This is a genomic window from Photobacterium nomapromontoriensis, from assembly GCF_050336815.1.
Lineage (GTDB): Bacteria > Pseudomonadota > Gammaproteobacteria > Enterobacterales > Vibrionaceae > Photobacterium > Photobacterium nomapromontoriensis.
In genome coordinates, this window is record NZ_JAKJSL010000060.1 from 17,106 (window position 1) to 37,685 (window position 20,580).

At 47.6% G+C, this 20,580-nt stretch carries 16 protein-coding genes; 8 read left to right on the forward strand and 8 right to left on the reverse strand.

Translation table 11 applies throughout. The features are described 5' to 3' along the window. Positions 1-6: 6 nt before the first annotated feature. Both L4D12_RS23095 and L4D12_RS23100 read right to left on the reverse strand, forming a co-directional pair. Positions 7-558, reverse strand: a complete 552-nt coding sequence (locus L4D12_RS23095; RefSeq protein ID WP_428450183.1) for a heat-shock protein — start codon at positions 556-558, stop codon at positions 7-9. Positions 559-953: 395 nt separating this feature from the next. Next, positions 954-1,469 (reverse strand): hypothetical protein, encoded by a 516-nt coding sequence (locus L4D12_RS23100; RefSeq protein ID WP_428450184.1) that lies wholly within the window; start codon positions 1,467-1,469, stop codon positions 954-956. A gap of 291 nt (positions 1,470-1,760) precedes the next feature. Here L4D12_RS23100 and L4D12_RS23105 point away from each other — a divergent pair, with 291 nt between their 5' ends. Further along, the gene (locus tag L4D12_RS23105; protein ID WP_428450185.1) at positions 1,761-1,916 is read left to right on the forward strand and encodes a hypothetical protein; all 156 of its coding nucleotides are present in this window, start codon (positions 1,761-1,763) and stop codon (positions 1,914-1,916) included. Between the two features lie 188 nt (positions 1,917-2,104). Further along, a complete protein-coding gene (locus tag L4D12_RS23110; RefSeq protein WP_428450186.1) occupies positions 2,105-2,569 on the forward strand; it encodes a hypothetical protein in 465 nt (154 codons plus the stop codon). 1,097 nt (positions 2,570-3,666) lie between these two features. Here the strand turns inward: L4D12_RS23110 and drmB are convergent. From drmB to L4D12_RS23135, 5 genes are all read right to left on the reverse strand, one after another. Continuing rightward, positions 3,667-5,547 carry a DrmB family protein gene (gene drmB, locus L4D12_RS23115; RefSeq protein WP_428450187.1) on the reverse strand — a complete coding sequence of 627 codons (1,881 nt, stop codon included), beginning with the start codon at positions 5,545-5,547 and terminating at the stop codon, positions 3,667-3,669. Continuing rightward, positions 5,544-8,660 (reverse strand): helicase-related protein, encoded by a 3,117-nt coding sequence (locus L4D12_RS23120; protein WP_428450188.1) that lies wholly within the window; start codon positions 8,658-8,660, stop codon positions 5,544-5,546. Before L4D12_RS23120 ends, drmB begins: the two co-directional genes overlap by 4 nt. After that, complete coding sequence (locus tag L4D12_RS23125) at positions 8,657-10,654, reverse strand: UvrD-helicase domain-containing protein (protein ID WP_428450189.1); 1,998 nt, start codon at positions 10,652-10,654, stop codon at positions 8,657-8,659. Before L4D12_RS23125 ends, L4D12_RS23120 begins: the two co-directional genes overlap by 4 nt. A gap of 263 nt (positions 10,655-10,917) precedes the next feature. Continuing rightward, positions 10,918-12,636 (reverse strand): DNA (cytosine-5-)-methyltransferase, encoded by a 1,719-nt coding sequence (gene dcm, locus L4D12_RS23130; RefSeq protein ID WP_428450190.1) that lies wholly within the window; start codon positions 12,634-12,636, stop codon positions 10,918-10,920. A gap of 133 nt (positions 12,637-12,769) precedes the next feature. Then, positions 12,770-14,194, reverse strand: a complete 1,425-nt coding sequence (locus tag L4D12_RS23135; RefSeq protein WP_428450191.1) for an MvaI/BcnI family restriction endonuclease — start codon at positions 14,192-14,194, stop codon at positions 12,770-12,772. 276 nt (positions 14,195-14,470) lie between these two features. On the opposite strand from L4D12_RS23135, the gene L4D12_RS23140 reads away from it, so the two are divergent. After that, positions 14,471-14,710, forward strand: a complete 240-nt coding sequence (locus L4D12_RS23140) for a helix-turn-helix domain-containing protein (protein ID WP_428450192.1) — start codon at positions 14,471-14,473, stop codon at positions 14,708-14,710. On the opposite strand, the gene L4D12_RS23145 is transcribed toward L4D12_RS23140, so the two are convergent. Further along, positions 14,694-14,894, reverse strand: coding sequence for a hypothetical protein (locus L4D12_RS23145; protein ID WP_428450193.1), 201 nt, complete (start codon positions 14,892-14,894; stop codon positions 14,694-14,696). The two genes, L4D12_RS23140 and L4D12_RS23145, sit on opposite strands and share 17 nt — an antisense overlap. A 626-nt stretch (positions 14,895-15,520) precedes the next feature. On the opposite strand from L4D12_RS23145, the gene L4D12_RS23150 reads away from it, so the two are divergent. The 5 genes from L4D12_RS23150 to L4D12_RS23170 all read left to right on the forward strand — a co-directional run. Beyond that, positions 15,521-17,101: a hypothetical protein gene (locus L4D12_RS23150; protein ID WP_428450194.1), complete on the forward strand. Its 1,581-nt coding sequence runs from the start codon at positions 15,521-15,523 to the stop codon at positions 17,099-17,101. Between the two features lie 148 nt (positions 17,102-17,249). Beyond that, positions 17,250-17,972 (forward strand): NYN domain-containing protein, encoded by a 723-nt coding sequence (locus tag L4D12_RS23155; RefSeq protein ID WP_428450195.1) that lies wholly within the window; start codon positions 17,250-17,252, stop codon positions 17,970-17,972. A 148-nt stretch (positions 17,973-18,120) separates the two neighbouring features. Further along, entirely contained in the window at positions 18,121-19,356 is a 1,236-nt protein-coding gene (locus tag L4D12_RS23160; RefSeq protein ID WP_428450196.1) for a B12-binding domain-containing radical SAM protein, read from the forward strand. Between the two features lie 184 nt (positions 19,357-19,540). Next, a complete protein-coding gene (locus L4D12_RS23165) occupies positions 19,541-20,140 on the forward strand; it encodes a recombinase family protein (protein WP_428450198.1) in 600 nt (199 codons plus the stop codon). Positions 20,141-20,279: 139 nt separating this feature from the next. Then, positions 20,280-20,580, forward strand: a 301-nt coding sequence (locus L4D12_RS23170; RefSeq protein ID WP_428450197.1) for a hypothetical protein, incomplete at its 3' end; no start/stop codon positions are given.

Below are 20,580 nucleotides of genomic sequence, written 5' to 3' on the forward strand. Positions count from 1 at the left end.
TTTAGGCTATACCGCTGGTCGCGGCATTAGTTTACCGCGGAATAGGTTATGACAGATTATCCAAAAATCCACCTTCTTCACTTTACCTAACGGTTCTTCAAGTGGATAGGCACTTACTACGTGAAAGCGCATTTTACCTCTATCCTTCCAGACTCGATACACGACCTGATAATAAATCTCTGTACCATCTTCCTGAGTGATTTTGCAACTGCAATACCGACCGTAACCACCGTGATAGCAGAACTGCTCAGGGAGAGTTTCGATTATTTGAGGCAGGTGAAAGGATAGCTTGTAACGTGTTTCGCTAAATGCTCTCGGATCTTTAGGGTAAGGATATATATCTGCTTCACCTAGCGTCTCGTTGTCTTTGATACCGCGAGTAAAACAGTGATTGGAGAAAGTGAAGAAGAGAATATAACTCTCTTCTCGCTTTGGATTTTTGAAGGTGATTTTTCTCGCATCCAAATGGCTCAAGTCAAATGTATCTCCGTCTCTTTCAAATGCGGTCCATTGCTGAACTTCGTAATCAGGGAGATTAAAGAGGCGTCTTGTTGCCATTTATTGGTTTTTCCATAAGCCAGAAATAACAAAGGCTCCATCTAGGGAGCCTTCGCCAAGAAATAATCTTGGAATCGGAACGTCATTACCGGGCACTGCCTCGACCTCTTAGAGGTTACGCGATGTCATGCTTCCGCAAGTCCGCTGCATCGTTTAACTATAAGTTAAGTCAAGTCAGCTAGTATGTCAATATTACAATACGTAAAAAGCACATATTTACCTTATGTATTTCATAAGTTTTGTCACCAAACGACACTCTGAAAGATGGTAACAAAAGGCTCTTATCTCATTTGAAAATCAAAAAACTTATTGAGCGCGGAGCGCAAACTATCAACATACTGTCGGCCTGCTTAACGACAGTGGTCAAGCTGAGTGCCGATTGCTGCGCTTTACTGCTAAAACTCATCTTCATCGCTATTTGAATCGTCTATCTGTCCGCTGTAGTAGTCAGAAAGCAAACCTTTGCTTACGGTTACAGCGCAGCCTCTTTTAGCACCGAAAATGTATAGTTTACTCATAACCGCATATACGGCACGGCCTAGGCGGTTATGATGGGTAATTAAGAAATACCCAAGCTCGTCTAACTCATCTGCAAGTTCTTTTAAAAACGCTTTAGTGAGTTGATCGCGCCCTGACATCAACCTTATTCGAGCATGAGTAAGTCTGACGGGGTTTTGTGCGTACTTACTAATTTTTACAAGCTCTTTCGCGGTTTGTTCTGCCGTCAATCTGGTGTTAGATAGGTGATCAAGTAGCGGCTGGATAGAACTTACTCTAGCTCTTCCCGTTGTATACCAACGCTGGACACTTCCTTCGTTTACTTCGCATAGCATCGCTATGTCAGCAAGGGTCATACCAAAATCGCTTTTGGCCTTTGTGATACTTGATCTTGCTTTGTCTGTAATGCTCATCGGGTAATCCTTTGCTCTCTCATTCTGTTATGAGTACACGATAACTGTGTGTAAGTGTATGGTCAAGTGTTTATTTTTGGCCAAAAATGGGCTTAAAGTGTATCAAGTGTATATCGGAGTGAGTGTGTGCTCTCCTGCTTAACTGACGGGGAGTCACTCGTGGAGGCGCTTGCGGATAATGCTGGCCAGCTAGACGCACATTTCATTTCAAACCACACCATAACACCATCACGTTAAAGCGCCTTCGTGTGAAAGCCGCAATGCAAGCATCGCTCACACCAAGGCAACGTCATGGTTTATATGGGCGGTTTTCCATTCATTGTGCAGCTGGCCTGCTTAAAAGCTTTCTTCTCAACCCCTAACCCCAATCTTGAGGGAATGTTTACGCTGCGCGAAAACAAGAGCCTGACGCACCGCAATCGCTGGCTGGTTTGTTCAGTATGGTGAGAATGCCGCAGCCAGCAATTGCCGTGCGGTTGAGTCTTGCGGGCTAGGCCGCTTCATAATTACGGCTTTTTCTGTCTCGTCCCTCACCATAAAGCAGCCTTAACATAATGGTTTTTATGCGAAATTGTTACGCGCCTAGCGCCAGCAAGCTGCCGGGCACTGGGCAACTTCAAGCATAAAAGGTAATTATGTTAAATTTTCCGCGCCCTATTTGGCCTCAGTATTCGCTGTGGCCACAAGCCAGATCAAAAGCCTACTTCTGGCAGGCAAGCTGCCCTGTGTTTATCGCTTCATGGCTATGCCATCAATCGAACCATGGTGGCCGTGCGATTAAGTTCCGTGTTTTATCTGTGGGTGGGTTGGCGCTGTTCGTCTGGCATGTTGGCCGTTCCGGCCAATTCACCTGGCGCAAGCGCCTCGGTGCCCCCACATCCCCCACCCACCCGAAAGAGCTCCCCGCGTTAAGGGTTACTTTTGGGTTTGTCTTTATCTTTGCGGGCCTAGTTGCTGTGGCAGTGTCACAGGCAAAGTTAAAATGCGGGGCGGGTGGGCTGGTTGTGTGGCAGGGTATGGCGTTATGCACAATCAGAATACAGATAATCAACTTAACCCGTATTGATATGTACCGAGCATTTCTAATATCTTCCAAGTAAGTCATTACTTTCTTAGCCCAAGCTCCAATAGCAATACAAACTGGAACAATTAAAAAGCCACATCTTTTAAATCTATGATTATCTCCAAAAATAATAATAAGATAACTATGGCGAATCCATTTGCATATATATGTTTTACAAGATCGTGTAGATTTTTGACTTTTCAAATCGGCTATACAAATTGCTCTTTAGTATTTAAATCAAAGAACTCATTACACCGTTTTTCTCTCCAGTTGATATCATTCAATAATATTAAAAATTGGTTTTATTCAACACCTTTATCAATGAAATTAGGTGTTTTCAATGCAATTTTATTTATAAAAACAATGTATTGAATTATCTTGTTTTATTGGAGATATTTTAAATGCTAACGTCCGTGATAAGATGTTATTTGTTATGCCATCGAAGGTGTAAATATCAAACATGTATTAAGATAACAAACCCAAAACACTCCTTTTGGGAAAATCTACGTATGATTTTTAATCAATAAGCTATTCATATTCTTGTTTGTTTTTATGATTAAGTAAATCTTTTAACCATCAGAATTTATATTATAGAACTTGACGCCAACATTATTATTACCACGAGCCTTAAATACTGTATTAATTCCAATTTTATTCTTTACCAAAAAGAAAAATAACTTCCCCATAAAGATGGTCATACGTACCTTTCGGAATATATAAAACATAACATTCATATAAGCATTTTATTTTGGCATAAAGTTCCATTCGGAAAATATTTGACCTGCAGCTACAACTCTATGTGCTTTCTCTGTAAAAACGCAAATGCTGTATCACGTACATCTACTGAATTAGTTGAACTTTTAGATACTGTTACCTTCCTCCCCAAAAAAATAACAAGCCTACTTGGTAGCATAAATACTTTATGTGTACCTGTGTTTAGCAATTCTATATTTTCTTAATTGACTATATTGTTGTTGTCGGCTCTATTGTCAAAGTTTTAGGGCGATGCCTGATGGTTGTGATGTACTATTATTTAACTCGCCTTACTCTCCAAAATTTTGAAAAGAGAAATATTTAAAAAGGCGTAACAGGTTGCACTGGTACGCCTTTAGTTAAGTTATTATTTTATATATGTTATTCGTTAAAAAAACCTAGGCTTTTATCATCCGGAGTGCCGATAAGCAGGGCCCGGTCAAGAAACAGGTTTCTGTATTCACAGGAGGTCTCTGATATCAGTACGCATGCATGACAGGCGGCGAGGTTAAGGGCATCGGTGCCTTGGCCTTGGCTTTCGATACAGAGCGGATCGGATGAGCACCATTTTGCCTCGTTGAGCGCCGCATCTAGGGTTTCTTCGAGGTTTTCAGGTTCTCCTTGTCTGACAAGTCCGCCGAGCGTGCCATCTGCCGCGGAAGAGGCTGTGTAAATAAGGATCCCGGTATACAGCTCCTCATGGTAGATTCGCTCTCGTAATGAGGCGCTGGAGTAACCGCAGTCGAGTGACAACTGCTTTATCAGCAGATGTGACAGGGTGTGTGCGAGTATGAAGGCCGGTGTTACATTCAACTGATCAGCGACGGTTACTTTGTCAGCAACGCTCCGCTGGTAGTTGGCCCGGATGATGGCCGTTCTTGTCTGTACATTTTCTTTTGCTGCCCATTTGCTCAGGCGATCGTGGTTCAGTTCAAGATAGACGCCTTCTCCTCTGTTCTGAACGGCAGGCAGCCAGCGCGGGTTATAGCGAGACAGCGGGGCGCAGGGCGTGGTGTAGCTGTTGGCTGTGACTATGCTTTCGAGGCGGGTGAAACCGCGCAGGGCTCTGACTTCTCTCAGGCGGTGGACAAGGCTGATGCGGTCGAGCATCCTGCCCGGCAGAGTGGAGTGGCATGCGCTGATGATATCGCCTTTTTCAAGTACCTCACACTGAAACTCTTCATCATCCGGGTACTGGCAGTTTTTGTCCGGATACTCTATAACTAGAGCTTCTCTTTCCTCTCTTCGCCGTTCCTGCTCGCTGCGCGATGAACTGTGGTGACTGAGCAGTTTATTGATCGCCGCTTCGATAATCTCTTCTTCGTAGACAGCAAAATCAGGCTGTTTTGACAGTGCCAGAGCCGCCTGGCTGATGGTCATGAAGCCTTGCCTGATGTAATCGATTGTACTAGCGTGCGCTGTTTTCTGCAGTAGCTGAATCAGTTTGCTGGAGTTCGGCGGGATCGAGATGGTTGATGCATTTACCGGGAAATAAACGTTTGATGCCCCGCGCAGCAGGGCCCGCAGGCTGTTATGACATTCTGAACTGCGCTTCCTGAGCCAGGGCTGGCTGCCACTGCATTGTAGGCCGGCAAGCGCGCTCTTGCTCAGCGCTCCCTTAAGACTGTTCTGAGCTTGGCAGTCTTTGTTTTTGCATCTTACTGTGAGTCCGTCTAGACCTGTTTTTCCCCGTTCGGTGATCAGTTCGAGTTGTGGTTGCTCACAAACCCCGTCTTCGCTGTGTTTATGTGCCCAGTATACCCACGGGAAGTCACCGATATGCCCGGCAGTGCCAGCGTTCGGATGTTCCGGATCCCAGCATACGGTCAGGATACGGGTGGGGACACCCCAGCCGCCACATCCTGTGTTGCAGGTGGGGATGCCGTTTGTCTGTTCTTCAAAGTGTGTGCCGACTTTACCAAGGCTGTGGCACTGATTGCAGACCAGCCATTCAGGGAACCGGGTGGCGGGTATCGCCGGGGTGTCTTCGTCCGCTCCGGCAGGGGGACTGCGGAGGGTGTCTACACCGAGCATGGCACATAGATCTGGTTCACTGACTTTTTCGAGATCTTTGGGCCAATCATCGATACCGCTGATGATCACTGATGCGGTCTGTGTAGCCCCTTTTTTCTGGGTACGGATTTCATACAGTGAGCCCACTCCGAATGTACTGACACTCTGGCTCTGATTTACTGAGCCTGTTGCTGCTGCTTTTTCCTTTTTCCGTGCAGCTCTGAATTTTCCTGTTCCGAATCTGCTCATGGTTCTGTTCTCAGTTTCATTTCTATATTGACCGGTGCCTCCACATCCCGAAGCGATCCCGGAATGCGCCATTTTTCTTCAAACATATCCTGTTGTTTCAGAAGGTGAGGGACAGGATCGTTCTTTTTGTTTTTGCGCCAGTTGAGTGTTTCTGTTTTTTCGGCAAGGCTGAGCCAGTCATCCAGCACCTTCTCAAGGTGTTCTCTGACGTGCTCAGGGTTTTCTCTTCGGTCTGTATCCCTGCATCGGTCTGCGATTATTCTGATGAGTTCTCTGACCCTGTTTCTCAGCGGCTGTTCGGTAATTCTGACCGCACTGTCGTTGGGGCCGAACTCCGGCATTGTCTGTCTGACAATGGATATGAGGACGGCATGCAGCGCCCGGTCTCTTGCCCGCGAGGCGAACGGTGTGACACTGGAGGATTCAACGTGACGGTAAAAGGCTCTGTGGTATGTACTGAATCTTTCGTAGTGAGAGCGATCTCTGGGTCGGGTCCAGTTGTACAGAGTGAGGACCAGTCCGGCACTGCCGGTCGGACGACCGACCCGGCTGGACGCTTGGATATATTCGGCTGTATTTTTGGGCTGGCCGTTCACTATCATCATGCCAAGCCGCCCCACATCAACACCGACTGAAATCATGTTGGTGGCAAGGACGGTATCAATAGGTTCTCTGTCATAATATTCGCCGGAGGACCAGCAGACACTGAGCGCACTGAGAATTTCAGGAATATCAGATGATTTCAGTTTGCTGGTCAGTTCGGTATAGCGCAGGTTTGCCCGCTTTTCCTGTCCATCGGGGAGGTTCAGGCTTTCAAGGTATCTGGGGACGTCATCCTCGAGCAGCAGTAGTGTGCCTCCCAGTTCACGAAGGCTGTTGAAGTACATCACGAGGGTGTGGAACGGGTCTCTGGTCTTCTCATCGAGGTAACACGAGGCCTGCAGGCTGTTGCCGGTCAGCCTTGCCAGAGTATGTTTGGGGGACCGGCCCTGCGCATGCAGTCCGACATACAGTCTTCCCGGGTTTTTTGTGTCACTTCGGTAGAAAAAGGAGTTATCGGCGTCTAGGCAGGGCGGCGGGAACTGCATTACACCGCGGTTGTAAATTGCTCTTATCTGTTGTTCTGCTCTGCGGATGGTAGCGGTTGAGCCGATGATTTTCACCGGCCTGCCTTCGTAGCGGCAGATATGATCAACAGCGGTTTCATAGAGGGCGGTTACAGTCCCGAGTGCATCGCTGATGAGATGCAGTTCGTCCTGAATGATAAGCTGCAGTCTGCCGGTATGTTCACCTTTACCGAGAAGTCTTGCGATGCGGGGTTCTGTTGCCATATTGGCAAATTTATCTACTGTACCGATGACAAAGGTCGGCGGGTGACTATAGATGTGTTCGTCAATGACGGCTACGGGCAGCGGGGGATTGCCGGCGCTGTATTCACAGTCCTTATTCGGGCACCAGGTATGCATCTCATTTCCCTGAACCTTCTGGAAGCATGTGCTCAGGGGATGTCCACATACCGGGCAGTCTTTCAGTGGCAGGGTCGTCTGGGTGTCGTCGGTGATGTGGTTGTCAATCAGTTCCTGCGCTTTTTCCAGCCGGTTAGGTGTTGCTCCGTCACCAACAAACAGGCCGGCGGTGAATTCAGGCAGTTCCCGGATTTCCGGGACGGTTTTTCGGATCCTGTTTGCCGCACAGATCATTATCACGGCACGTTCGAACTGCTGAACTGTCAGCAGCCGCAGGGTGTAGCGGGTGATCACGGCGGTTCCCGCCGCTTCATCAGGGGTCTCTGCGGTAAGCTGTCGCCAGAACATGAGCAGGGCAGTCAGTCCCAGATAAGCTTCGGTTTTTCCACCACCGGTCGGGAACCAGATCAGTTCCATGATATCCCGGTCTGGGTGTCGGTGATCGACAGAGGATGGCAATGCCAGAAGGATGAACGCCAGCTGGAAAGGGCGCCATTCCGGGGGGGATGTCATTTCCCTGCCAGCTTTGTGTGTACTTATTTCGAGGTTTTCGGCGATGGTCCGGTTTGCCAGTTGGAATGCCAGAAAGGCCGGAGGTGTGCTTTCGAGTGCCTGTATTCCTTCATTCATCCGTCTCAGCTGCTGCCTGCAGTTTTCGATGTTATCGAGCGCGGCGGCTCTGATGCTGTCCTGCCTTGCGTCGGGAAAACTTGCAATGATGTCTTCTGTCCTAGCTTGTTCACCGTTAATCCATGCGGCGTAGGTACTGCTCAGAAAGCTGAGTTCATGAAGAACGTCGGCAAGCGGGGCGTTACCGAGAAAGTTCATGTCTAGAACCGGGCTTCCGTTAAGCTCGCAGATATCGGGAGAGGCTTTCAGTACTTCCTCTTCCGGTATCCAATCTGTTGAGATTTTCTCCGGGCGCACGGCTTTTCCATCCCATGTGACAGCACATCCGTGCCCGTTTGCATAGTGGACGGCATGTCTGTAAATCAGCTCATGCTGCCAGTACTCCGGATCCCGGCCAGCAAAATCGCTAACCGGTCCCTGAACAAAGTTGTTACTTTCGGCTGTAAGGACTGCCTGATAAATATTACCTTCTCCGAATACTGCGGTTTCGGAAGCTCTGCGTTTGCTGATCATCGTTATGGTCAGTGACAGGGTATCATTAATCCGTTTTTTCCGTATTTTGATGCAGACATCATTATTGGGGTGGCTTCTATTCGGAAAGACGGTTTTCAGCTCTCCGTCTTTCAGCTCTGTGATATCAATGCTGTCTGTGAAGGTGTCAGGTACTCTGAGCCATGAGTGTGAGTCACTTTCGGCCAGATATATTGCCCAATCCGCACTGATGCCAATGTGAGTTTCATCCTCACTGACAAAGCAGGTGAGGCCGATGGCACTCTGTTTGGCGCTGTTCGCAAGGTCGAACAGCCCCTCTGCGGCACCTTCTTCTCCAGCCTCGTCTTCATGATCATTTTCATCGTTTGTGTGCTGGGTGCCCACGGGCCACAGGATGCCAGCATGGTAGAACTCCCACGGATAGTCGGTCAGTATTTCGTCCTCACTGACCGGGCCGACCATGTGGCGTCTGATTTCGTCAATTACGCGCTGCCTAGCCAGTCTATTTTGCTGTGCTTCTGTCATTTTTCAGTCCTTATGAATGGGTATAATCCACTAAAAACTGGGAGTGGTACCATGCATGTTGGTCCAAGGTGGCTGATGATTTTTTCATCATCACCTCTGTATATCTGTGTGATGAAGGTGTGCGGTAAACCTAGTGTGATAATGGTTGGGTTCCGGCAACTGAATCTTTCCAGTGCCTTCATCCTAGTCACTGGCTCCGGCCTGTCGTTAATTTCTATACATAGGTACATCTGCTTTGTGTCCGCGTTGTTTCTGATACTGAACAGGTACGGACTACCCCTTGCAGCACTGAACAGTGCATTGATGATTCGCTGTGGTTCTGCTGTTGTTTCCAGTACCCGGAGGGTTTCATCTTTCTGTATTTCTTTATTCCCTTGGAGCAGTATTTGGTTACCGACGCGGTAATGATTACCTGTTTTTTTTGTCCGTACTGGGGTATTTGGGAGCAGCCAGAGGCTTTTTTTTGCTCTTGTGGCAGCCACGTAAGTAGCCCGAAGACACTCATCATCTAATGTGACGCAGCGGCTGCGGGATTGATAAAAAACATGGTCGTACTGGAGGCCTTTCGCTTTGTGGATGGTGCTAACTGTGAATCTGGTGTCGGTTCGGGTTTCCTCCGGCCAACTTCGGTCACTAATGATGACGTTACAGAGTTCTTCCACGCTGAGCCTGCAGTTTCTGATAACCCCGAGTACTTGAAGGGGCTGTGATATATCTTCGGGAGGATTAGTCAGCATATTTCTGTATTGATAGAGTTTCTTTCTGAATGTGGTTAGCGACATTGTGGTCTGTTTCCAAGGACCAAATACCGCCCATATCCAAGCGGGGAAAGGGGTGTTACCAGCCCCCCGGGTGAGGGTAACGTCGTATCCTTTTTCTTGGAGTTGTTCATACATTAGGGCGGCATCGGCGTTGGTATGACAAAGAATGGCGCTGGTTTCCGTCTCAGAGCCGTATTCTCCGATTTCTTTGTCAACCGGTGGCAGGGCTTTTAATAACTGATCGTAGCGTTCTTTTGGGTTCATATCGCGATTGAGGATTTGTTTTATTTCATTTATCAGTTTTTTATGTCCGGCGCTGTCAAATCGATAATTTTTTATAAACTCCAGCTCTGCAGGCTGTTCGGGGAGAAAGTCTTTTACCTTGGTTATGAAATCAGAGTTGGTCATTGATGAGTATTTTTTAAGCTGGAAATTCATTATGCCCTGCTCGGGATCGCCCATCAGTGTCATGATTCCTTTGCGCTTTATTACTTCTTTGATCAGTTCTATAACCAGTTCAGCCCTGCATCCGACTAGATCTTGATACTCATCGATATAGATCCACTTGAAGCGGTCTCTTTTTCCTGTCAGAGTTCTGAGATCTCCGATCATCATTAGCGCTTTAAGTTTGCGGATGCTCTCTTCATAATCGTCCTGAACGTAGTTTCTGGGGTCGTCCTGCAGTAATGACCACGCAAATGAGTCAAACGTTCTGACATTGATAAAATTGAGGGTGTACGGTGCTCCATCTTCAATGGCGTGTTTCAGTCTGGTTCGGATTTCGTTGACGGCATTCCGAGTAAAACTGAGAACTAGTATCTGACGTGCGTCACTATAATTCTGAAGTGACAGAACATGCCGCTCAAGGCGGCCTATCAAGGCATGTGTTTTACCGCAACCCGGCGGGGCTTTAACGATAATACTGTTATAGAAAGAACAGTTGATAAACAGCTCTTGTTCTGGGTTATCTTCAATGTACTTTTTAGGTAAGGTTTTTGCTCGGAATATAGTGTAATTACTACGCGGTGCCGTGACCTTAGTATTCTTTGTCGCTAGGCCCTGTAGTTTGTTCATGACTTGCTGACGGATTTGTTTAGCCTTACGGCTATCCCTGAACTTTAGTTCTGCAAGCAAACAGTTCAGCTCATCTATTCCTGCTGTTTCAGCAAGCTCACCCAGTTGTATAGCTGTTTTATTGATATGCGGCCTTTCGTTTGTAGAAATGATTGTCATGTGTTCCAGTTACCAGATCCATGCTGATCCTGTTTTGAGTGTTTGGTGAAGTTTGGAGCGAAGAGCCTATTCGTAATATCTGTCTAAGATACCATTCTAAAATAGGTGGCTTATGTGATAACTATTGCATTGCGAATGAATAGTTCCGTTTCTTATTGCTATATGTCGTTATAGTTAGTGTTTTGCTGAGGGAACTTGTTGGATTATCTAGAGGACGAATGAGGTTGCTGGCAGCAAAAGGCCCCTGAACGGGGCCTTTATTATCATGCGGCGTTGTTGGTTGCTTCGTCGGCTGCCTTGCCCCTTGCTATGTATGGCTTCATCATCTGGGCCACGGCACGGAAGACCGCCACGACCACTGAGTTGCCGAACTGCTTGTAGGCGCTAGCGTCGGCACAGACGATATTGAAATCCCTGTCTGAATCTGTACGGTCTGCCTCCGGTTTCTCGAACCCCATCAGGCGTGCGCACTCGCGCGGTGTCAGGCGGCGTGGGGTTTTGTATAGCGAGTCAAACTCCGGGGCGTATCGCCCGTATTCGCCGTCGTACTTTTTCTCCCCTTCCTTGACCGCTGCCTTGTACTGGGCTTCCGTCATGTCAGGCTGGCTCAGCTTCTGCCGGTTTGCAAAGTCCGTTGTGAACTGCTCCCTTTCTTGGTTCTTGCGGATAGCATGCTTCCGGTGGTCCTGCAGGTAGCTGGCCTCAAGGCCGTGCTGGTTGATCAGAATTTCTGATCCGTCCTTATGGTAGCGGGCCGACAGGGTCCGTGTGACCGCCTTGTCGTTGTCCGGATCGACCATGCCGAAACCGAAACCGTTCCCCTTGCTCTGGTGCTTTAGCGCATAGTGATACAGGTAGTTCCACAGGTTTGGGGTCAGGGTGTACTTCGCCCTTTCCTCGTCGCTGAGATCGCAGAGAATATCCGCAACAGTGTAGCGTTTATCCGGTTTTGGGATATTGGTTAGGCTGATCTCTGCCATTTCTGGCATTTTGGCGATCAGATCCTTTCGGACGCCGACTAGGACGATGCGCTCGCGGTGCTGGGGTGTGAAGTGCATCCCGTCGATGATGGCTGGCTCAGGCTTGCGTTTCCTTACCTCTGCAATGGCGTCATCAATGGTGTCGCCCGCGTTCGTGATATCGGCTACCCAGTAGCCGCAGCGGTCGAGGGCGCGGATGATGGTGGCGAAGGTATTGCCCTTGTCGTGGCTCTTCAGGTTCTTGACGTTCTCCAGTACGAAGAACTTCGGCTGGCGGGCATCGAGGATCTGCTCGACGTCGAAGAACAGGGTGCCTTGGGTGTCGCAGTCGAATCCGTGGGCGCGGCCTAGCGAGTTCTTCTTCGATACACCTGCAAGCGAGAATGGCTGGCAGGGGAAGCCGGCGAGCAGTACATCATGGGGCGGGATGTGCCTCTTGATATGTTCGCGCTTCGCCTCGCGGCTCATCATCGGGTTGCCGCTCTGGGTGATCTCGGTGATGTCCATGAACGTGCGGTTTTGGTCGGGGTTCTCCATCTCGCTGGCTAGGAAGTAGTCCAGCTCCTCCTCGCCAACATAATGGTTGGCGAGGTAGGTACGTCGCGCCTTCTCTTCCCATTCGCTGGTGAATACGCATTTTCCGCCGATGTCCTCGAAGCCCTTGCGGATACCGCCGATACCTGCGAACAGGTCGATGAACTCGAAGTCTGGCCGGTCCCAGTGTGCTGGTTTTTTCGGTAGTAGCTTACTGCGAATATCTTCCTGTGCCCTTTCATCGAGGATGATGGCATGTTTTTCTGAATCTTTGGCCCACCGGTTCAGCCTTTCTCTTGACAGTTCTGGGTAGGTATAGTCTTCAGATTTCATGTTAAGCTTTTCGGAAAGCTTTTTCTGATCGTAGATAGCCAGTAGGTGCTTAAGTAGCTTGTCGGTGTTTTTTCTGTTGTTCTCAACGCGCTGGGTATCTTCAGCATCGCCCTTCAGGATTTCTGTGTTAATCATCAATACAAGTTTAATCTGGGATTATTGAGTGCAACTATATCACACGATAATCCCTTTTTGGCTCTTTCTGTGTATTTACACAGTGGTTTTTATTTGAAGCGCTGCATTTGCACATTTGGGCCCATTTTCGTCACTACAGCATCTTAACCTCCGCTGTTTCGTAGAGGAATGATGCAGCCTTGTAGATATCATTCAGCCTCCATTGTGAGCGGCGTTTGTTCCTCGATGGGGTTTCCTCGTTATATTTAGGGGCAGGATCGAGGAATACAACACCTTCATGAATGGCTCGGAATAACTGTTCTGCACCGGTGTTCTTGCACCAAAGGACTTTATTGGCAAATTCAATTTTATACTGGTATCCCTCGGCGACTTCACTGGCTACGTCATTGTCATATTTGGTTGCAGGGTAGTAGACCACTTCGTTATGTTTTGCGCCCCAGCAGTTGAGTAGGCGCTCGAGCGACCAGCTCGCTGCCGTATTCCCATCCTTGTCTTCCAGAACAACTTCCATTCCTGTCATCTGTTTTGAGATGCTGATCTCTGGATTGTAGGTCTGCTTTTCAGGCTCTTTTGTCTTAGGGTTCTTCATCCAGCAATATATCTTCAGTGTCAGGCCTGTCTTCGGGTTTTCGGCATATGCCCGGTGTAACCCGGTAACCCGGTAGTCACTGCCACTCTTATAGCCGTATTTTTTCATAAAACCCGGGAAACTAGCGGCATAGAGTCCGCCGTCAGGCTCTGGGGTGAAAAGGGTCAGCTTCTTCCGGGTAAAGCATTTGAGCTCGATGCCGTATATATCCCCGTCCTTATCTGAGTTTGGCTTGATACCGCAAGCATGTTCCAGTGTATAGCCGTGCACCTGGGTACTATTGAATGGGATAGTGTTGCCATCTTTATCGTAGCGGCATCCTTTGAGTGTCTTCCCCGCAACTTGGCTGCTTAATATTTGCTGCAGCTTGTAGCTGCCGGACGCCTCTCCATGCTCAATGGTAAAGGCTTTGCAGACCTTCGAACCGTAGAATGGCTCTAGTTCTCGATATTCATCCTCAAAGTCACTTTCTGGATTGACGCACATTACAGCAACGGCATGGCCGGTTGGTGTTGCACCGAGAACAAGATAGCGGGTACCGAGCTCTGGGCTCTTGGCGTAATCAATCGAGATAGATCGTGGGATCTCGCCAGTGGTGGTCTGAAAAGCAGAAAAACGGGCTTCAGGATACTGCGAATAGATTATGGCTTTGCATTCTTTTGCTTTGTGCAAGGTGCCTGTAGTACTAAGCCAGCTGAATTTATGGAATACCGCTTGCGGTATTGCTTGGCCGGGGGAGGATGCTCGCTTGGTTATGCTGGTACTGTCCCCTCTTTCACTGAAGCGGAGATCAAAACGGGCATTTAGTAGGCTGGCATCTGAATGGAAGTAGACCTGGTTTTTATCATTCGCATTCTTGGGAAGCTTCTTGATCATCGCAATATGGCAGTTGTGGGCTTTCAAGAGTTCAGAAATTGCAGCGAGGTTTGGTAAAGCGAGGTGGTCAAGGTGGTTAAATACGTAGCTCATAATTATCTACTAACGAAAAAAGTTAGCTGACACTATGATCTTTAGTTAAATTTATCAATATGTTGTAAGAGATAAATCGCTGGCTTTTAGATTAGCCTCGGGTGGATTTTACCTGGCGCTGGCTGCGAAGGTTTAGCTCTGTCTTCCCTTGAGTAATCCCGGGGCCTTGATATGGACAGGGCCTTTAATTTTTAAATGTGACTTATAGTCCGTGGTGTCTTTAACGTACATCGTTTAGCCTGCATTCCGGTTATTTGGAACAGGTGTTTGCTTGCTATGTCTTTGAAAGTGAGTACGGCTCTTATACTGCGAAAATTGCGGAAGGAAAGGGGAATAAGCCAGGAAACACTGGCTAAAATATCAGGGATCGACCGCACTTTTATTTCAGGGGTTGAGCGCTGTCGGCGGAATGTCACCCTCGATACTCTGGAGCGCTTCCTTGCCGCTCTTGAGGTTGAAACCCCAGTATTCCTAGTTTTGCTGGCTGAGCAGGAGAGCGTTAGAGAGAATCTATGAAGTCCTTTGCTTCGGTGATACTGTCCTCAACAGTAAAGGCAATGCCTGTCTCTATTTCACTGTCGCCGCTCAGTACCGAGAACTCATAGCCGCCCCTGTACTGGTCGGCATTGTTCTCGATGAATATTGTATAACCTTTATAGGTCTCTTCGTGGGTGACTTCCGGGTAAAAATCTCTGGTCATAATATATATCCTCCTTTTCCTACCTTATTATCAGGGATATAGCCGTGCAGAGTCCACGGACTATGAGTCACATTTGGCTTCGGTCAGTGAGGGGGAAATCAGCGTATTACCCCAATAGACGTCGGAAAAATAACGGAAGTTTCTTGTTGTTGGATGAGTACAAGGGGTATCAGGATATCTATTTCACCCTCCTTTCGTTGTTTTCCTAGAAATGCTGGCCATCCTCACCTATCAAGAAGGTGCACAGTTTAAAAACATTTCTTAGTACCACCATTGGTAAATGTGTGTCTTCTTACAGCTAATGTGATTTTAGTTGGTTGTTATAAGTGATTTATAAGCGATATACATAGATAAATGCACTCGCTAAAACGCATTGGCTTGGTGGTTTCGGCAGTATCCGCCTTATTTTTCACACAGCATCATCCCACCGCGATCTCTGCCCGATTTACAGCCCTGAATACGAAATTACTGCAGAGAATAAATAAAATAGAAAATAATCCCTAATAAGTTATTTATAAGTATTTAATAAGTGATTTATTAATAAAATTTCTCGCGATAAATTGATTGACGTCTTATTGTTCCTGGTTTTAATCTATATATATCAAATAGTTACTAGGTTACAGGCAATGACGGCGAATACTAAGAACAGAAAGCAAAATAACCAGTGCCAGCATAAGGCACTATTAGCTCGTAGGATCAATGAGTTAGGTGTAGAAGGAGTGATTTATCCTGCTGGTAATACCGAGAGACACCCCTATACCCAGGAAGTGATCATCATGGCCATGGGGCAAGAGATCAAGCAGGAGGAGCTCAGCCGTTTGTGCGGGGTTAGCCAGCCGCAGATCTCACAGTGGGCTAATGGTTTAGGGTTGGCAACACGGGAGCAACTGGCTAGCTTGTTGCCGAAGCTGCGCAATACCGCTCCAGGCGGTGAGTTCCATCAGCTGAAAGTGGTAACCAGAACCGCTATCGAATTGCCGGAGGGGTGGGAGGAAGCGTGTTTCTTGGCCGCGTTTGAAAACAAAGTCGAGGAAATGACAGCCAGTGATGAATTAAAGCAGAAATTCAAATCGCTAGCAGATCAGGAGAATAAGCGCTTAATAAATGATAAGTCTATTCGATGGGATGGGTATAACGCAAGGCGTTCAGACCTGAGGATTGAGGGGGAGCTAAACCTCGATTTGTTGAAGCAGCTGGCCTACGGCAAGTTGGAGCAACAGCATGCAATACAGTGTGACGTGCTGGAAAAGTCCCATCAGGAACAGCAGGATGCCTTGAACAATCAGCTATCAAATCTGGAAAAACAGCAGCAGGCTGCAGAAGAAGAGCAGGAGAATAACCAGTGTCGTCAGGCGGAGCACAAGGCCCTAATCGAGAAATACTATGCTGACCGCCCAGAGCTTAACGAAGTAGCAGATAATGTGAAGCTAACACTGGCATTGCGTGAGCATCCTGAGCCGGAAATGACGGAACATGCAGGGCAGGCGTTGGCTGAGTTACTTGACCGCCACGCGACGGAATATGCTGCAGAGTTAGAGATTACAGCAATCAGGGAGGCCATCGATAAAAAAATCACCGAGAGCAGTGCGCGGTATGAGAGCGGGCTTGCCGAGCTGACGTTACGCCAGAAAACGGAATTAGCTGAGAAAACTATCTTCGGCAAATATAACTCATCGGCGTTCTCATCGGCCATTGAAATTAGCCATTCGCGTGAATTGATGGGTAAGGCGATAGCGGAAAAAGCGGCAGCCTTATATAGCCAATCCAGATTGGAGCTGGCACTTCCGGCATGCTTAACCCTGTCTTGTGAGGATCATTATTCTCGGCGGTTTGAGCACATTGTTCGCCATAATGAACCTTTCCAGCTCAGCCTCGCCGATGCCTTTGGCGCGTATTGTCTTTCTCTTCCTGTGATATATGAACATGAATCCATCCAGGTGTCCGGTGAGGTCATTTTTACTTCCGGTTGTGAAAACATTGTGTGCTACCGCCTATACAGCGACAGGCTGCTGGTCAAGCACCGCTTCTTAGACCGCAATGGGTGTGCTCAGAACTATATCTATGTCCGGGATGATGCCGATTCGGCGCTGGCCACCGTCCGCGAGCTGGTTCAGTTGCATGAGATTTCAGGCGATGTAGCTAACGACCTTAAAACTACCTTGGTCAGACAGGGCTACCTCCTTGGCGATATACGTACTATTTACTGAGCACCTCAAGCCTCGGCAATATGCCCGTACCCTCAAAGAGGTGGAAAAGCGGGGGGCGATAGCCAGTAGGTAAGTGTCTAGTAGTATATGCGAGGGATGTGCGATCTCAGATCGCTGAATACAACGCTAGTTGCGTCAAAGGATTATCATGATAAAACAAAATTTCAACATAGCTGTCTATATCGATATGGAAAATATGGCGTCATCTGATTTTATTCTTGAAGATGTCATGAACTCATTACTAAGTGTTGACGATGAATATAATTGTATATTTGCCATTAAATCGGCTTATGGAAATCAAGCTATAGCTAAAAAATCGCTGAAAAAACAAGTTGTAGACCATAACTTTAACATAATTGACACACCAAAGATTGGTGCTGAGAAAAATCGTGCTGATTTATTATTAAGTCTCGATGCATTTGAAACATTGTATCTCGATAACCCAAAAATAAATCGTTATTGTTTTATGACGAGTGATTCGGATTTCACTGTTATAGCTGACAAGTTACGAAAGTTTGGGAGGGAGGTTTGGCTAGTATGCAAAAGATCAGACAAAGACCGCGCGATTTTAGCTAAATCATTTGACAACCTTCTATTTGTTGAAGATTTCTCGCCACAACCTGAGATGAAAGTAATCAGTTCGATTGATCGGCTTTTTATTAATGCCGTAAGGAACATTAATTCCAGTAAATTGCCAAGTAATGTATCCGTTGCAAATGATCGTATGAAAGCACTAGACCCAAGCTTTAGGGTTAATAAAACAGAATATAGGAACTTCATGACCCTCATAAAGGAAATGGAAGGCAAAGGGTATATAAAATCCGAGTCATTACCAACAGGTGAAAATAGAATAACAGAGATTTGTGTATAAAGTTTAAAGCGCAACTAACAAGTATTGGGTGAGGCCCAATGATAAGACGACCCGGTGTGCGTGATGACCGCTGCTTTGTTAAGCGAGCCACCCGCCAAAAAGGGGACTAGATCTTTCCCTCTATAGCGCTTACTCAAGGATCAATAGCGTGATAAACAATATTAAATCATCCTTGCTGGTGACGTTTGATTTCAGCCAGCGCGGAAAAAGCGGTACCGGGCTGGCGGCGGGCAGCTTGCTCTCGGCCTGCCGGAGCAATCCTGAATACGGTACCGGGTTTACAGTGAAGCATCTGGCAGTCAGGATGCAGGCTGGTAACCCCGTACTGCTTACACCGGAGAAGGTTGTTCGCCAGATACAGGAAAAATCGGATCTGCAGTCTCTCGACAGTCTCGCCCTTGCCTGCTATGTCTGGAGTTCAGCTTTAATTGAGTCGGTTATCGCGCGCTGCCGTGCGGAGGGGTTCAGGGGCAATGTGGTGCTTGGAGGATACCAGATCACCGCGGCCACCTGCCAAAGCTTATACCCCAGTGGGGATGTCTACATCCCCGGTTATGCTGAGGCGGCTCTTCCGGCTGCTTTCCTGAAATCACCCCTAGTGTCTAAATTGGTACTGGATTTGCCGGTTGACTTCGATACGCTGCCCTCGCCGTACCTTGATGGCACGATCGAGCTGGTTCATGGGCAGGCGATGGTGCATTGGGAGACTCGTAGGGGGTGTAAATTCAAGTGTAACTTCTGTGCCCATCGTGATCTGCTGGGTAATCGGGTCAACTTGTTGGGGATGGACAAGGTGAGGCTGGAGCTTGATCTGTTCAAACACAAACAGGTGAAGAAAATCAATGTGCTCGATCCTGTCTTCAACCTCGAGCCGAACCACCTCGAGATCCTGAGGTATGCCAAGGCGATTGGTCTCGAGGCATTGCTGTCTTTTCAGGTGCGCTTTGAATGCGTTACCGAGGAATTCCTTCGCCTGTGCGCTGGGCTGAACGTCCATCTGGAGTTTGGCCTGCAGACGGCGGTCAGGGAGGAGTTCAAGACCATCAATCGCCCCAACCACCTGAAGAAAGTCAGTAAAGTTATCCAACAGCTTCATGCCTGGAACCAGTCGTTCGAGGTCAGCCTGATCTACGGCTTGCCGGGGCAGACGCCTAATAGCTTTCTTGAAAGTATTGAATTCCTGAAGTCCCGCGGTGTCGAGACGATAAAGGCGTTCCCGCTGATGCTGCTTGAGGGGACGGATCTTGCTCGTGATAAGGAACGGTTCGGCGTGGTCGAGGATATTATCGATGACAGCGGGATCCCGCATGTGGTCGCCAGTGAGAGTTTTACCCGCAGTGAGTGGGAGGAAATGCGTAGGCAAGCAATCGCGCTGGGCGAATAAGTTACTGCTGGTGAGGTTATATTGGCAAGTTCGATCATACGATAACATCGTGAGATGTTTTTTGGGTATACCCCAGCGAAACCACTCGCCGTACCTCACCACCCCGCATTGCAGTAATTGTAAAACCATTTATAATGAACCAAATTAGGAAACCAACTTAAAATAAACCAATTTGGTGATAATGATGCTGATCCGTGCCTACCTGCGTGCTTCTACCTCAGAACAAGATGCCCACCGTGCAAAAGATGAATTACGCGAATTCATTGCTGGATTTAAACACCGCATTGCCGGTTACTACACCGAAAACCAATCCGGCACCAAGTTAGAACGGCCAGAGCTCAATCGTCTGATAGAAGATAGCGAAGCCGGTGATGTTCTGCTGATTGAAAAAATGGATCGCCTCACGCGCTTGCCCTGGGGGGAATGGAAAACTCTGAAGGCAAGGATCATGGCCAAGGGGTTGGTGATAGTGGTGGCTGATCAGCCGATGACCCATGGAGTGTTCAGCTCAGGCAAGCAAAACAGTATCACTCTCGCGTTAACGGAATTTATGCTTGATCTCGGGGCGGCCATGGCCCGTGATGATCACGAAACCCGCCATAAACGCCAAGCGCAAGGAATAGCCAAGGCCAAAGCCGAAGGTAAGTATCGTGGCAGACGCGCAAACATGGTCTTGCATCAGGATATACGTGATCAGTTAACGCTGGGCCGTAGCTACTCGCAGATACAAGAGAAGCTGGGGTGCAGTCGGGCGACGATAGCGCGGGTGGTGAAGGGGAGTTAGTGTTTTGGCTTAGTGTGGGGTGGGTGTTCTTCATAACACGGTTATGCCCCAAACAGTGTTAGGGTGGCATCTCTTTTAAGTGAGTTGCAATATTCTTTTTATGATATTAGGTACTCTAAATTTATGGGAGTTATAGTCGATGTATACGAATATTGATCTGAATAAAACCAGATCTCGCCATACAAACTTAAAACAAAAAATTGCTGAAAGGGCAAAAAAAAATTTACCATATTCTATAGAAGAATTATCGCAAGAAGAACTTAGGTTGTATTTAGGTGGTTCTGAAGATGAGTTCAAACTTATGTGCAGGTTACTTAACTATTATTTATATCTCGATGAATTGGGCTTTGTCAGTTGTAAGGGAAAAAAACTGAAAGACCCTATACTTAACACCATACGAGATAAATCTTATCTATTAAATGAACATCATGTATTAACTC

Coding starts and splice junctions, on each gene's coding strand:
- L4D12_RS23095 (WP_428450183.1), bottom strand. CDS start 558: ATGGCAACAAGACGCCTCTTTAATCTCCCTGATTACGAAGTTCAGCAA.
- L4D12_RS23100 (WP_428450184.1), bottom strand. CDS start 1,469: ATGAGCATTACAGACAAAGCAAGATCAAGTATCACAAAGGCCAAAAGC.
- L4D12_RS23105 (WP_428450185.1), top strand. CDS start 1,761: ATGGTTTATATGGGCGGTTTTCCATTCATTGTGCAGCTGGCCTGCTTA.
- L4D12_RS23110 (WP_428450186.1), top strand. CDS start 2,105: ATGTTAAATTTTCCGCGCCCTATTTGGCCTCAGTATTCGCTGTGGCCA.
- drmB (WP_428450187.1), bottom strand. CDS start 5,547: ATGAGCAGATTCGGAACAGGAAAATTCAGAGCTGCACGGAAAAAGGAA.
- L4D12_RS23120 (WP_428450188.1), bottom strand. CDS start 8,660: ATGACAGAAGCACAGCAAAATAGACTGGCTAGGCAGCGCGTAATTGAC.
- L4D12_RS23125 (WP_428450189.1), bottom strand. CDS start 10,654: ATGACAATCATTTCTACAAACGAAAGGCCGCATATCAATAAAACAGCT.
- dcm (WP_428450190.1), bottom strand. CDS start 12,636: ATGATTAACACAGAAATCCTGAAGGGCGATGCTGAAGATACCCAGCGC.
- L4D12_RS23135 (WP_428450191.1), bottom strand. CDS start 14,194: ATGAGCTACGTATTTAACCACCTTGACCACCTCGCTTTACCAAACCTC.
- L4D12_RS23140 (WP_428450192.1), top strand. CDS start 14,471: ATGTCTTTGAAAGTGAGTACGGCTCTTATACTGCGAAAATTGCGGAAG.
- L4D12_RS23145 (WP_428450193.1), bottom strand. CDS start 14,894: ATGACCAGAGATTTTTACCCGGAAGTCACCCACGAAGAGACCTATAAA.
- L4D12_RS23150 (WP_428450194.1), top strand. CDS start 15,521: ATGACGGCGAATACTAAGAACAGAAAGCAAAATAACCAGTGCCAGCAT.
- L4D12_RS23155 (WP_428450195.1), top strand. CDS start 17,250: ATGATAAAACAAAATTTCAACATAGCTGTCTATATCGATATGGAAAAT.
- L4D12_RS23165 (WP_428450198.1), top strand. CDS start 19,541: ATGCTGATCCGTGCCTACCTGCGTGCTTCTACCTCAGAACAAGATGCC.